This window comes from Neorhizobium sp. P12A, assembly GCF_008365395.1.
GTDB lineage: Bacteria > Pseudomonadota > Alphaproteobacteria > Rhizobiales > Rhizobiaceae > Rhizobium.
In genome coordinates, this window is sequence record NZ_QOVX01000005.1 from 331,675 (window position 1) to 344,201 (window position 12,527).

The following is a 12,527-nucleotide window of genomic DNA, read 5'->3' on the forward strand; positions in this document are numbered from 1 at the left end:
CCTAGGGGTTTATTCTTGTACCACACAGCAAGAAAATCTCCTTAGTCGCGAATACAGCTCTCCAATTATTGGCAGGGAAGTAGTGATGGAGCTTTTAAATCCGCTTGTCGACCCGCAGACCTCGTATGTTTCGACGGGGCATCTTCCTTCCTCGGATACCGTTGCGAAGCTCGTAACAGAGGCCCATGACCGCTTCGCCGACGTCACACTCGGACGAAATTCCCAAGTCTATCCGGCCCTCGCAAACGTTTCGAGCAAACTGTTCGGGATTTGCGTTGCGGGCATTGACGGCCGCATCTTCGCGGTGGGCGACGCCGAGCACGAATTCACGATCATGAGTGTCTCGAAGCCGTTCATTTTTGCCCTGGTCTGCGACATCATCGGCGCGACGGGCGCCCGTGAGCGCCTGGGGGTGAATGCGACCGGTTACGCATTCAATTCTCTCGCTGGCGTTGAGCGGAATAGCGAGGGGCGCACGAATCCAATGGTCAATGCCGGCGCCATCGCCACCACAAGCCTCGTCCCAGGAGCGAACCCGGAAGAGAAGTGGCGTTTCATCCATCAGGGATTGTCTCGTTTCGCGGGCCGGGAGCTCGCAGTCAACGAGGAAGTCTATGAGTCCGCGTCGAAGACGAACTCCCGAAACCGCAGTATCTCATGGATGCTGCAAAGCTTGGGCCGCATTTACTGCGAGCCCGGCGAAGCCGTCGAACTCTATACCCGCCAGTGCTCCCTGAATGTCAGCGCAAAGGATCTCGCCGTGATGGGAGCGACCCTTGCCCATGGCGGTTTCAACCCCGTTACACGCGAGCAGGTCGTCAACCCGGATGTCTGTCACTATGCATTGGCGGTGATGCTGACCGCTGGCCTTTATGAGACGTCGGGTGATTGGCTCTATGAAATCGGGCTTCCGGGGAAGAGCGGCATCGGCGGCGGAATCGTGACCGTGTCGCCGGGAAAGGGCGGCCTCGGCACGTTCGCGCCGCAGCTCGACGAGGCAGGCAACAGCATCAAAGGGCAGCTTGTCGCGCAGTTCCTGTCGCAGCGAATGGGGCTCGACCTGCTGATGTCCTCGCCGGACGGTTAGAAAGCCAGCTGCCGGAACTGCGCTGTATCTATCGCGATTTCTTCAGGGAGCCGGTCAATGTCTGCAACCGTAACGTCGCATCCAACTCACATGGAAGAACATGCATCGTGGATCCCGATGGTCGCGATTGCATTTGGCCAGGCGATCATGTCGTTCAACGTGGCGTCCCTGCCTGTGGCTTTGGGCGGCATGGTTCACAGTTTCGGGGTTGCACCCACAGTCGTTGCAACAGGCATCGTCGCCTATTCCATGATCGTTGCCGGCTTTGTCATGCTCGGCGCAAAACTCGTGCAGCGCTTCGGCGCGTTGCAGGTGTTTCGCATTGCGGTCGTCGTCTTCGGTCTGGCCCAGGTTCTCATGACGTTCAGCCCGACCGCGTCCGCGATGATCACCTCCCAGGCGATCTGCGGAGCGGCGGGCGCCGTCATCGTTCCGGCGCTTGTTGCATTGATTGCGGAAAACTACCACGGCAGCCAACAGGCAACCGCGCTCGGAGCCTTGGGATCGGCGCGGGCTGGGGCAGGCGTTCTGGCATTCCTGATCGGTGGAGTGCTTGGTACTTACATCGGCTGGCGGCCGGTATTCGGCATACTGATTGCGGTCTCGGCGCTTGTCTTGTTTCTAAGCTTCCGGCTGAAATCGGATGCCGGACGACCGGATGTGCGGATCGATTTCGTCGGTGTCCTGCTGGCAGCCGGTGCCATCGTTCTCATCAGCTTCGGGTTCAACAATCTCAATGGCTGGGGCCTTGCCTTGGCGCGGCCGGCAGCACCATTCAACTTGCTTGGACTGTCGCCGGCTCCCATCATGATTGTTCTCGGCGCCGTTCTCGGTCAGGCATTCTTCCTGTGGACGCGCCGACGCGAGGCGGCTGGCCGCACGCCACTATTGCCGCTCGAGGTTCTGGATTCGCCTCAGGAGCGCGCTGCCGTCTATGCCATGTTCACCGTCGTGGCATTGGAGGCGGCGCTCAATTTTTCCGTACCCCTTTATATCCAAATCGTGCAGGGGCGCTCGCCCTTGGCTACGGCGATTGCAATGCTGCCTTTCAATTTGACTGTATTTTTCGCAGCCATGCTGATTGTCCGTTTCTACGAAAGGCTGACGCCGAGGCAAATCGGTCGCATGGGCTTTGCCCTATGCGTTGTGGCGCTCCTGTGGCTGGCCTTCGTCGTGCGCAACGACTGGAGTTCGGTTCCGGTGCTTTTCGGATTGATCCTGTTCGGTATCGGACAGGGCTCGCTTGTCACCCTGTTGTTTAATGTCCTTGTCACGTCATCGCCAAAGAATCTGGCCGGCGATGTCGGATCGCTTCGAGGCACGACCAACAATCTTGCGGCGGCAGTCGGGACCGCTGTCGCGGGGGCGCTGCTCGTCGGGCTCCTCAGTTCGGCGGTCATGCGACAGTTGGTGGAAAACCCCACATTGCCGATCGAAATACAATCCGAGGTAAATTTGGACAGCATCACCTTCGTGAGCAACGATCAGCTTGCAGCTGTGATCGGCAACACAAGTGCCACGCCTGAGCAGAAGGCTGAGGCGCTTCGTATCAACACGGAGTCCAGGCTGCGGGCGCTGAAGATCGGCTTCCTGATCATGGCGGGCCTTGCGCTATTGGCGTTGCTGCCAGCCGGTCGGCTTCCCGACTATCGGCCGGGTGAAATTCCCGAGAAGCCGTAAGGTCCGGTAACGCCCTCTTCCGGGAAAGCGATCAGGCATGACGTGGCGCCTTGCCGTCCATCTGGCGGATCTGGCCGAGGCGATAGCCCGTCATGCGGCCGCACCATGCCCGGATGCAACAGAGCGTGGCGATGGCGCATAGCAGGAGCGGTATGGCTGCGAGCGAGAAGATGGTGTGGAACTCGAGCTGGGCCGCCAGCAGCGAGCCGACCACCAAGGGGCCGATAAAGCCCCCGATGCGGCCGATGCCCTGGGCGAAGCCGGCGCCTTTCGAGCGGTGGGCGGTCGGATAGAGCAGGCCAGCCAGTGTGCTGTAGCCCAGCTGTGAGCCCAGGATCGAAAAACCGTAGAGGAAGACCAGCAGCCGAATGACGGTATGGTCTGCACCGATGGCGCTCATGACAACGGCAGTGACCGCACCGATCAATGAGGTGATCACCAGCGCGACCGGCCCCAAAGTGTCGAGCGCGATGCCGATCGCCAGTCCGCCGCAGGCGCCGCCGATATAGTAAAAGGAGTTGGTGGCGGCAGCGGCGGCGGCATCGAAGCCTATCGAGCGCAGGCCGAGATTGAGCCAGCTGTTCACATAGAAATTGACGAACATGATCGACATGAAAATGATCCAGAGGAACGGGGTTGCCAGCCTCATCCGTCCCTCGAAGAGCTGCGGCAAACCGCCTGCCTTGCCGCTTTCATTGATTATAAAGGTATCGTCCGTGCTGATCGTCTGGTCTCGGGAAACCTTGCGGAGAATCCTTGCCAGCTTGTCTTTGCTCCTGCCGGTAATCGCCATGTATTTCAGCGATTCCGGCATGAGAAAGATGAAGAGAGGCACGAGCATCACCGGAATCAGGGTGCCTACCAGATAGAGGCTGCGCCAGGATTCTCCGTTGAGACAGTAACTCACCCAGCCCGGAAGCATGCCGCCGAAGCTCAGCCCCATGAAGCTCAGGGTCGTCAACGTTGCGCGCCGCTTGACTGGCGCATATTCGACCATCATGGCCGTGACGTTGGGGAGCATGCCGCCGAGGCCGACGCCGGTAATGAAGCGGGCGACGATCAGGCTGTCGATACCGCTGATGAAGCCTGACATCAGGCTGCCCAATCCGAAAGTCAGCAGCGCGACGATGATACCGAGCTTGCGACCGTACTTGTCGCCGAGATAGCCTTCTCCGATCGAGCCGAACAGCATGCCGATGATGGCGGCACTGAAGGCCGGGGCCATCTGCTGGTGCGTGAGGTGGAAGTCCTTGATGATCCCTGGCGCGGTCAAACCGACCACGCCGAGGTCGTAACCATCGGCCAGCTGGCCGGCAAAACAGAGCATGCAGACGAGCACGGTTGTCCAGGTAATCTTCTGTTTGTCAATGATATCAGATACATTGACTATATTTCGCGTTGCCATGGATCCTGCTCCTCACCATTCCTGTGAAAACCCGGTTTCCGCCGCCGCCGCGGAGGCAGAAACCGGCCGTTTTCGAGGTTGCGCAGATCGCTTGTGAGTTGAGACAGGACATATCTTGGAAAAGCTGAAGCATCCGGCCCAGGGCCGGCGGGCTCTCGACGGAAACACAACTTCAAACCCGGATTACGTGTGCCTCCCAAACCGCTGTCGTCATGGCGGCGAATGGGATCGCTGAGATATCCGATCAAATATGCGGTCTATGGTCTCCAACCCGGTTTGCTACCGGCTGCCTTGATGGTGCCGAAAGCAAGCGCCTCCTCTGCGCAGTCCTCCTACTACCGACGATAGTGCAATTATTTGCGGTTTTGGTGCAACATGACATTCGTCAAAACCATCTTGCCCAATTGGCCGGATTAGAAGCACTTGCTCCTAGCGCCGGTGATGATCGGTATCGCGTTTTGGGAAAAGCATCCTTGCTGGCAGTTGGAAATGGAAGGTTGCGTCTTCTCTCGGTGCGGAGTGCCGCATAAAGGATAGCCATCTATAGCGCCGTCGTGCGGCCATATTCTTAACCAGTTGTTTTTCCGCGATTATATCGACCTCGGTGGGCCTGTTGTCTCGTCGGCCGACAGGCCGCAGCCGCGACGAAAGCACGTTGCGGGAGCCCGCATCCGGGCATGCTTCCAATCTTGCCGTTGCTTTTCGGCGGCCGGTCGCTCGGTTGACGGAGAAATGCCGGTATGACTATCATCCGAAATGTTCATATCACTGGCGCGGTTGTCGTCAGCGGCCTCCGGGGAGGGAGCCGCGACAGTGCGTGTGCGCGTTCTTGCGGGAGGTTTTCATGCATATTCCGGACGGCTATCTTAGTCCCTCGACCTGCGCGGTCGCCTATGCGGCCGCATTGCCCTTCTGGTACACCGGCCTGCAGCGCATCAAGCGGCTGCTGCAGAGCCGTGTGGTGCCGCTGCTGGCAGTGGTGTCAGCCTTCAGCTTCGTGGTGATGATGTTCAATCTCCCCATCCCCGGCGGCACGACGGCCCATGCCGTCGGCATGGGCATCGCCGCCATCGTGCTGGGACCGTGGGCGGCGTTGCTCGCCGTCTCCATTGCGTTGATGATCCAGGCCCTGTTCTTCGGCGATGGCGGCATCACTGCCTTCGGTGCCAATTGCATCAACATGGCAATCGTTGGCACCCTCGTTTCCTACGGAATCTACCGGCTGATTTCGGCCAGGGCTGAGATCGGCTCGCCACGCCGCGTGGTGGCGGCTGCGATTGCGGGCTATGTCGCCATCAACGCCTCCGCTTTTCTCGCCGCCTGTGAATTCGGCTTGCAGCCGCTGCTTTTCACCGACGCCACAGGTGCGCCGCTTTACGCGCCCTATCCGCTCAGCATCGCCATTCCTTCCATGATGCTCGCTCACATGACGATTGCCGGGCTTGCCGAGGCGATCATCACCGCCGGCGTCGTTGCATATCTTCAGCGCTCCAATCCGGCGCTGTTGCAAATGACGGCGGGGAAAGGCGGCCGCGCGAGCGTGTCGGAAGGCGTCGCAACCGCGGGAGGGTGGCGCGGCCCGCGCGCCCTGTGGCTCGGTCTCGGCGCCCTGATGGTGGCAAGCCCGCTGGGTCTGCTTGCCGCCGGCACGGCATGGGGCGAATGGGGGGCGGCGGATTTCCGGGATGCCGGCATGCGCGAACAGATTTCGCAGGCGTCGGCGAATATGGCGCCCCCGACCCGTGTACCGCTGGGTCTCGAAAAACTGTCAAGCATCTGGACCGCGCCGATGCCAGACTATGCTCCTTCCTTCATGCATGACGCCAATTTCGGTTACATCATGTCCGCCGTGATCGGTGCCGGTCTGATCATCCTCGTCTGCGCTGGCCTCTCCTGGCTCTTCGGCCGCAGGATATCAGGCGCGACCGTGGCATGAGCGAACAATCCTTTGTCTGTAGCGGCCATCACGGCGGCTTCCTCGACCGCCTGACCGGTGGAATTCTGCACGCGATGGATCATGCCCTCGATGCCGACGATCTTGCCCGGCGTGACGGCTTCCTGCAAAGGCTGGATCCCCGCGTGAAGATTGCCGGCCTGATGGCGCTGGTCGTCACGGCGGTTTCGGTTCACTCGTTGCTGGTTCTCGCTGCCTTGTTTCTGGTCTCCGTGGCGCTGGCGTTACCGTCCCATGTGAATGTGCCGCGCTTGGCAAAGCAGGTCTGGGCGAGCGTTCTCGCCTTTACCGGCACGATCGCCCTGCCGGCGATCTTCCTTGTGCCGGGCGATGTGCTGCTGCGGATTCCCATTCTTCAGTGGCCGGTGACCTTGCAGGGGCTGCGTAGCGCTGCCTTTCTGCTTGGCCGGTCCGAGACCGCGGCCACGCTCGCATTGCTGATGATCCTTTGCACGCCCTGGCCGCATGTGCTGAAAGCGTTGCGGGTCTTCCGCCTTCCCGTCATGCTGGTCGTCATTCTCGGCATGACGCACCGCTATGTCTTCACCTTCCTGCAAAGCGCATCGCAGATGTTTGAGGCAAGGCGCAGCCGCGTCGTCGGCAAGCTGTCGCCGAGAGACCGGCGGCGCATCGCCACGGCGAGCGCCGGCGTCCTGCTCGGCAAGGCATTGCACTTGAGCACGGAGGTGCATCTCGCGATGATTTCACGAGGTTATCGCGGCGAGGTACATTTGCTCGACGAGTTCCGGATGACGCTGCGCGATTGGCTCGCTGTTGCAGGTTTTGCCGTCGTTGTCGCGGCCGCCCTCTTTCTGCAATCCACCTAGATCAAATCCGCCAGGGAGCCTCTCATGGCCGCCGCTTTTGAAGCTATCGATGTCCATTATGCCTATAACGAGGTCGCCGCGCTGAATGGCCTCAGCCTGCGGATAGAGCAGGGGCAGCGGATCGCTCTTTTGGGCGCGAACGGTTCGGGTAAATCCACTCTGCTGCGGCTGCTCGATGCACTCTATTTTGCAGAGCGCGGCCAGATTCTTGCTTTTGGTGCTGAGCTCTCTGAAGAGGCGATGCAGGACGACGCACTCGCCCACCGATTTCGCCAGCGTGTCGGTCTGGTCTTTCAGAACCCCGATGTGCAACTGTTCAACCCGACCGTCTTCGACGAGATCGCCTTTGGGCCGCTCCAACTCGGCTGGAGCAAGCCCGACATTCGAGCGGCCGTGGATGCAGCCGCACGGGAATTTCGCGTCGAGCATCTGAAGGATCGTTCGCCCCACCGGCTTTCTGGAGGTGAGAAGAAGCGCGTCGCGCTCGCCTCCGTGCTGGTCATCAATCCAGAAGTGTTGCTGCTTGATGAACCGACGGCTGCCCTCGATCCGAAGAGCACCAGTGAGATGGTCGATTTTCTCGTCTCTTGCCGCGATAGCGGCAGAACGGTCATCACCGCAACGCATGATCTTTCCATTATCGAGGATATCGCCGATCACTGTTTCGTGCTGCAGGCGGGCCGCGTCGTTGCATCAGGTACGCCAGCGGAAATTCTTGCAGACGAGGCGCTTCTACACCGCGCCCATCTCGCCCATGTCCACCGGCACGTGCACGAGGACGGGACGCAGCATTCGCACCATCATCTGCATGAGCATTGAAGGCGGCGGCCGCATCGCGCGGGCGGCGCTCAGCCGTCGCCGACCTGCGGCTTTGGTCGGTCCTCATCCTCCTGAATCGCGGGCATCAGGTGCAGATTGCCGTATTTGACGGCCCGTTCCGAGATCACGTGTTCGGCAAAGTGCTGCACCTCGCCTGTCGGTCCCTTGAGAATGCCGACCTCAAGGCAATAGCGGCTGTTCAGATGCACATGCAGGCTCGAGACGTTCAGGTCGTGATGATGGTGGAAGGCCGTGGTTAGCCGCCGGGCCAGTTCCCGTGCCTCGTGCTCATAGACGAAGCTGAGCACGCCAATGGAATTTTCGATGCTACCGGTTTCTATCGCCGCCTGCTTCAGCCCGGCTCTGGCCAGGTCGCGGATCGCTTCCGAGCGGTTCTGATAGCCGCGCGTGGCGATGATCCGATCCAGCTCCGCCATCAGATCGTCATCGAGGGTGACCGTTACTCGCTGCATACCGCTTCCCAATCGCGTTGTGATTTCAAGAGCAGGCATTCGCGCCGCAGACTATTCTTCGGGAAGGGTGCCGCGCCGTTCCATGGACGGCACCACCGCTTCCATATTCTGTGTCCCTGCTCAGTCCCGCGCCAGTGTTTTCGACAGGACATTGGCGCAGAACACCAGTTGTTCGGCTGCCTGCTCGATGACTCCAGCATTGGCTCGGGATTCGCGCATGGTAAGGCTGAGGCTACCGATAACCTCTGTCCGGGCGTCGAAAACTGCCGCTGCTATGCCGAGTGCGCCCGGTGTCACGTCGCCCGTCGTGCTGACCCAGCCCTGCTCGCGATATTGCCGAAGCGTATTTTTGACATCCTTCAGCGTGGCTCCGAAGCCTGCGAGTGCGAATTGCTCCTGCGCAAGGCCATGGAATTTCCGCAACTGGTGGTCGGGCAGATAGGCGAGGATGGCGACGGAGGCTGCGCCCTGCAGCAAAGGACGCCTGCGGCCGCGGTCGTAGTTGCTGTGAATGGCGTCCGGGCCGATCTCCTGATGCACGCAGAGCACTTCGAACTTGTAGCGGCGGCAAAGCAGGGAGACCGCTTTGAACCTGGCCGCCAGTTCTTCCATCATCGGCTTGGCCGCCTTTATCAGCACGTCTCCGGTTCGGATCTTATAGTCCAGTTCCACGATGCGCGGACCAAGCATGTAGCCGACGCTTGGCAGCGAGGTGAGCAGCCCGGCATCGGTCAGCGTCTTCAGGTATCGATAAAGCGTCGAACGCGTATAGCCGAGCCTCTCGTATAGCTCGTCGAATGAGACGGCGACGGCATCTTCCCCGGCATCGAAGATATCCAGCATGCCGATCATCTTTTCCAGGCTGTTCAAACGGTCACCTCTGCCTTGCCGGGGCCTTCCGGACACGCCTGTGGTCTGCTGGGGCAATCGGGTAACAAGTTCGAATCTCCGCATCGGCAAATCTGATGCGGAACTATAGATCGGTCCTTGGTCCGCGCACAATCGCGGACCAACACCTGCCTGGACGTCAGACTGCCGCGTTCCAGCTTTCCGGAAACAGGCCATCGCGGATGACGCCGCCGGCATAGTATTTCCAGAGCTTGCGGATGTGATGCTCGCGGCGGAAACTATGGGCGAAGGAGGCAATCTCCTCTTCGGTCAGCGGCTTGACCTTGCCGATTGCGGCAGCGCGATACGCGGCCTCGGCGTTCTCGACCAGATGCACGGCATCGATGAAGACGCCGCGCACCGTCTCGGCTGTCACGATCTGTCCATGGGCGCGGATCTGCAGGGCGTGATGAGCGCCGAGCGTGGCCGCGATACCGCGTCCGCGTTCCGGCGTGTCGACATGTGCAGGGTCCGGATGGACCGGAATGCCACTCTTCCAGCGGATGGCGTGATTCTTGAAGGGCAGCAACGGCACATCCTCGACCAGCGTGAACACATTGGTCGCATCGTGGTGGAAATGCGCGACGGAATGGACGTCTTGTCGCGCACGATAAATCTCACAATGAAGGAATATTTCAGAAGGCGGTTTCACTCCTGGAATGCCCGACAGAATTTTACCATCCAGGTCCAGAACCATCAGGTCATCGGGAGCAACATCGGCGCGGCTCTTGTCCTGAGGCTGCACCAGAAAAGTGGTGCCGCCCGGCAGGCGAGCACTGACATGCCCGCTATACTCAAGGATTTTCTGGCTGTTGAGAAGCCGCGTTACCATCGCCACATCGTGGCGAAGCGCGTTTTCGGATGGACCTTCCGCGTGGCTGACGGAATGCTGGGCTGACGACATAGAGAAAACCTCCAGTTATAATAAATCCCACATTATACGATCTTTTCTGACTCACAAGTGATGCGGCCTAACGAGCTGATTTCTCAGACCTCGATCATCACCTGTTGGTCCTCGACGACGACCTTGTAGGTCTTGATCGGGATCATGCAGGGCGGCGCAACCACCTCGCCGGTGCGCACGTCGAACTTCCCGTTGTGAAAATCACATTCGACGGTGTGGCCTTCGAGATAGCCCTCGGCCAGCGAGCCGGGCCCGTGCGTGCAAAGATCGTCGGTCACGTAGAATGTGCCGTTGATGTTGAAGACCGCCAGCACGAGGTCCCCTTCCTCAACGCGGATGGCGCTGTCCCAATCGACGTCATCGGTGGAACACAACCTGATCCTCGAACATGTGTCTGACATTTTAAGTCTCTCCTCCATTGGTGCCCTCGCCGCTTGACGAGCTAGTTGTCAGCATGTACGTTCTAAAAACGAAACAGCGTTCTGCATAAAGGAACGCTGGATAAAAATACCCGATCGAACGAGGACGTCAACCGCTAATCGGAGATCTTCCAAGACCAGGGCTCAGTTCAGCCACAGGATTCCCGCCTCGTGGCGGGCTGCAATTTTTGAGGAGAAATTGCCATGCTTAGAAAAGAACAGAACGACCTTTTGACCCGGACCGGTCCGGGCACGCCGATGGGCGACATGTTCCGCTGTTATTGGATTCCGGCTCTGCTTGCCGAGGAACTGCCCGACAATGATTGTGCGCCGGTGCGCATCAAGCTGCTCAGCGAGCGCCTGCTCGCTTTCCGGGATAGTGAAGGCCGCTACGGCCTCATCGACGAATTCTGCGCCCACCGCGGCGTGTCGCTGTGGTTCGGCCGCAACGAGCAGGGTGGTTTGCGTTGCCCCTATCATGGCTGGAAATACGACCATACCGGCCAGTGCGTCGACGTTCCTTCCGAACCGAAGGAAAGTGGCTACTGTCAGAAGATCAAGCTCAAGTCCTATCCGCTGATCAAGATCGGCGACATCCTGTGGACCTACATGGGCCCGGCCGACAAGCAGCCGCCCCATCCCGAATGGGAATTCGCCCTGGTTCCGCCCGAGCAGACGTTCACCTCCAAACGCTGGCAGGAAAGCAACTGGCTACAGGCCATGGAAGGCGGCATCGACTCGAGCCACGTCTCATGGCTGCACAGCGGCAGCTTGAACAGCGACCCCCTCTTCAAGGGCTCCCGCGGCAACCAATACAACATGTCGGACGCCCGGCCCTTCTTCGAAGTGACCGATAGCGAAGGCGGCCTGTTCATCGGCGCCCGCCGTAATGCAGAAGAGGGGCACTACTACTGGCGCGTGACGCCCTGGGTCATGCCGTCCTTCACCATGGTGCCGCCGCGCGGCGGCCATCCGGTGCATGGCCACTTCTGGATCCCGATCGATGACGAAAACTGCTGGGCCTGGAGCTTCGACTACCATCCCGTGCGGGCGCTGACGACCGAAGAGCGCCAGGCAATGATCGACGGCAAGGGCATCCATGTCACCTATGTCCCGGGCACCTACCGACCGGCCGCCAACAAGGACAACGACTACCTGATGGACCGCGAGGCGCAGCGCTTGGGCACCACCTATTCCGGTGTCGAGGGGATCGCCATGCAGGACGCGTCGCTGCAGGAAAGCATGGGGCCGATCGTCGACCGCACCAAGGAGAACCTGGTGTCGACGGATAACGGCATCATCATGGCGCGTCATCGCCTGATGAAGGCCGTTCGTGCCCTGAAGGATAAGGGCGTTACCCCGCCCGGCGTCGATCCTGTCCATCAGCGGGTCCGTTCCGCCGCCATCGTGCTGCCGGTCGACAAGTCCTACATTGACGTGGCGGATGAGGCGCTGACGGTCATCGAGGGCAAGGCGCCGACCACGGTCTGACACCGCCGGTCCAACCCAGGAGAGACATCATGCTGCTTGGACTGAGCGAGAGCGCTCGCGCAACGACGGCGGAAGAGGCTCGCTTCCGCATCGACTACCCGAACTCCCGGCCGCGTAAATCGCGTATCATCGCGCTCGACGCGGCCGGCCTCGAAGCCTTGCAGGAAGTGGTACGACAGCGTTCTTGGGACGGTGCGCATTTCCTGCGTTACATCGAGGCGAAAGGTGCGACGGATTCGCTGAAGATGCTTCCGGTCGACGCCGTCCTGGAGAATGCCGAGGGCAAGCGCGTCAGCCTGGCCGACGAGCTCGATGAGGCCGACGTGATCGTCATGGTGACGACGGCCGGCGCTTCGGCGGCGGCCGCGGAAGTCATCGGGAACGCCTGCTTCGTGCGCAACAAGATGACGACCGGGCTGGTCTTAAGTTCGGCCGACGTGTCGACCATCGATCTTGCTCGTACGCTGACGGCGATGCGCCCCTTCGCAGCCATGCTCGTCATCTCCAACGGTGACGAATATGTGCTTGAAATGCTGAGCGCGTTGAGGGTCTGAGCATGGCATTCAGCTGGCGTGAGAAT

At 60.3% G+C, this 12,527-nt stretch carries 12 protein-coding genes; 7 read left to right on the forward strand and 5 right to left on the reverse strand.

The window, feature by feature from the left end:
• Window positions 1-85: 85 nt before the first annotated feature.
• The gene (glsA, locus tag DTW90_RS17815; protein WP_132522752.1) at window positions 86-1,087 is read left to right on the forward strand and encodes a glutaminase A; all 1,002 of its coding nucleotides are present in this window, start codon (window positions 86-88) and stop codon (window positions 1,085-1,087) included.
• Between the two features lie 57 nt (window positions 1,088-1,144).
• Window positions 1,145-2,767 (forward strand): MFS transporter, encoded by a 1,623-nt coding sequence (locus DTW90_RS17820; RefSeq protein ID WP_246664965.1) that lies wholly within the window; start codon window positions 1,145-1,147, stop codon window positions 2,765-2,767.
• A gap of 31 nt (window positions 2,768-2,798) precedes the next feature.
• Here the strand turns inward: DTW90_RS17820 and DTW90_RS17825 are convergent, their stop codons facing one another.
• Entirely contained in the window at window positions 2,799-4,172 is a 1,374-nt protein-coding gene (locus DTW90_RS17825; protein WP_132522750.1) for an MFS transporter, read from the reverse strand.
• A gap of 844 nt (window positions 4,173-5,016) precedes the next feature.
• Here DTW90_RS17825 and cbiM point away from each other — a divergent pair.
• The 3 genes from cbiM to DTW90_RS17840 are packed head-to-tail and all read left to right on the forward strand — an operon-like array spanning window position 5,017 to window position 7,772.
• The gene (cbiM, locus tag DTW90_RS17830; protein WP_149339850.1) at window positions 5,017-6,108 is read left to right on the forward strand and encodes a cobalt transporter CbiM; all 1,092 of its coding nucleotides are present in this window, start codon (window positions 5,017-5,019) and stop codon (window positions 6,106-6,108) included.
• The gene (gene cbiQ, locus DTW90_RS17835; RefSeq protein WP_149339852.1) at window positions 6,105-6,953 is read left to right on the forward strand and encodes a cobalt ECF transporter T component CbiQ; all 849 of its coding nucleotides are present in this window, start codon (window positions 6,105-6,107) and stop codon (window positions 6,951-6,953) included. The genes cbiM and cbiQ overlap by 4 nt, the downstream gene beginning before the upstream one ends.
• Window positions 6,954-6,977: 24 nt before the next feature.
• Entirely contained in the window at window positions 6,978-7,772 is a 795-nt protein-coding gene (locus DTW90_RS17840) for an energy-coupling factor ABC transporter ATP-binding protein (protein ID WP_132522744.1), read from the forward strand.
• Between the two features lie 29 nt (window positions 7,773-7,801).
• Here the strand turns inward: DTW90_RS17840 and nikR are convergent, their stop codons facing one another.
• The 4 genes from nikR to DTW90_RS17860 form a co-directional block, all read right to left on the reverse strand.
• The gene (gene nikR / locus DTW90_RS17845) at window positions 7,802-8,245 is read right to left on the reverse strand and encodes a nickel-responsive transcriptional regulator NikR (RefSeq protein WP_132522742.1); all 444 of its coding nucleotides are present in this window, start codon (window positions 8,243-8,245) and stop codon (window positions 7,802-7,804) included.
• A gap of 120 nt (window positions 8,246-8,365) precedes the next feature.
• On the reverse strand, window positions 8,366-9,115 hold the full coding sequence (locus tag DTW90_RS17850; protein ID WP_165927810.1) for an IclR family transcriptional regulator: 750 nt from the start codon (window positions 9,113-9,115) through the stop codon (window positions 8,366-8,368).
• Between the two features lie 157 nt (window positions 9,116-9,272).
• Window positions 9,273-10,037 carry a class II aldolase/adducin family protein gene (locus tag DTW90_RS17855; RefSeq protein WP_149339854.1) on the reverse strand — a complete coding sequence of 255 codons (765 nt, stop codon included), beginning with the start codon at window positions 10,035-10,037 and terminating at the stop codon, window positions 9,273-9,275.
• 83 nt (window positions 10,038-10,120) lie between these two features.
• Window positions 10,121-10,438, reverse strand: a complete 318-nt coding sequence (locus DTW90_RS17860; RefSeq protein ID WP_132522736.1) for a non-heme iron oxygenase ferredoxin subunit — start codon at window positions 10,436-10,438, stop codon at window positions 10,121-10,123.
• Window positions 10,439-10,660: 222 nt separating this feature from the next.
• Here DTW90_RS17860 and DTW90_RS17865 point away from each other — a divergent pair, with 222 nt between their 5' ends.
• Together DTW90_RS17865 and DTW90_RS17870 are read left to right on the forward strand one after the other, a co-directional pair.
• Window positions 10,661-11,947, forward strand: a complete 1,287-nt coding sequence (locus tag DTW90_RS17865; RefSeq protein ID WP_149339855.1) for an aromatic ring-hydroxylating dioxygenase subunit alpha — start codon at window positions 10,661-10,663, stop codon at window positions 11,945-11,947.
• 29 nt (window positions 11,948-11,976) lie between these two features.
• The gene (locus DTW90_RS17870) at window positions 11,977-12,501 is read left to right on the forward strand and encodes a hypothetical protein (protein WP_132522732.1); all 525 of its coding nucleotides are present in this window, start codon (window positions 11,977-11,979) and stop codon (window positions 12,499-12,501) included.
• The last annotated feature ends 26 nt before the right edge of the window (window positions 12,502-12,527 follow it).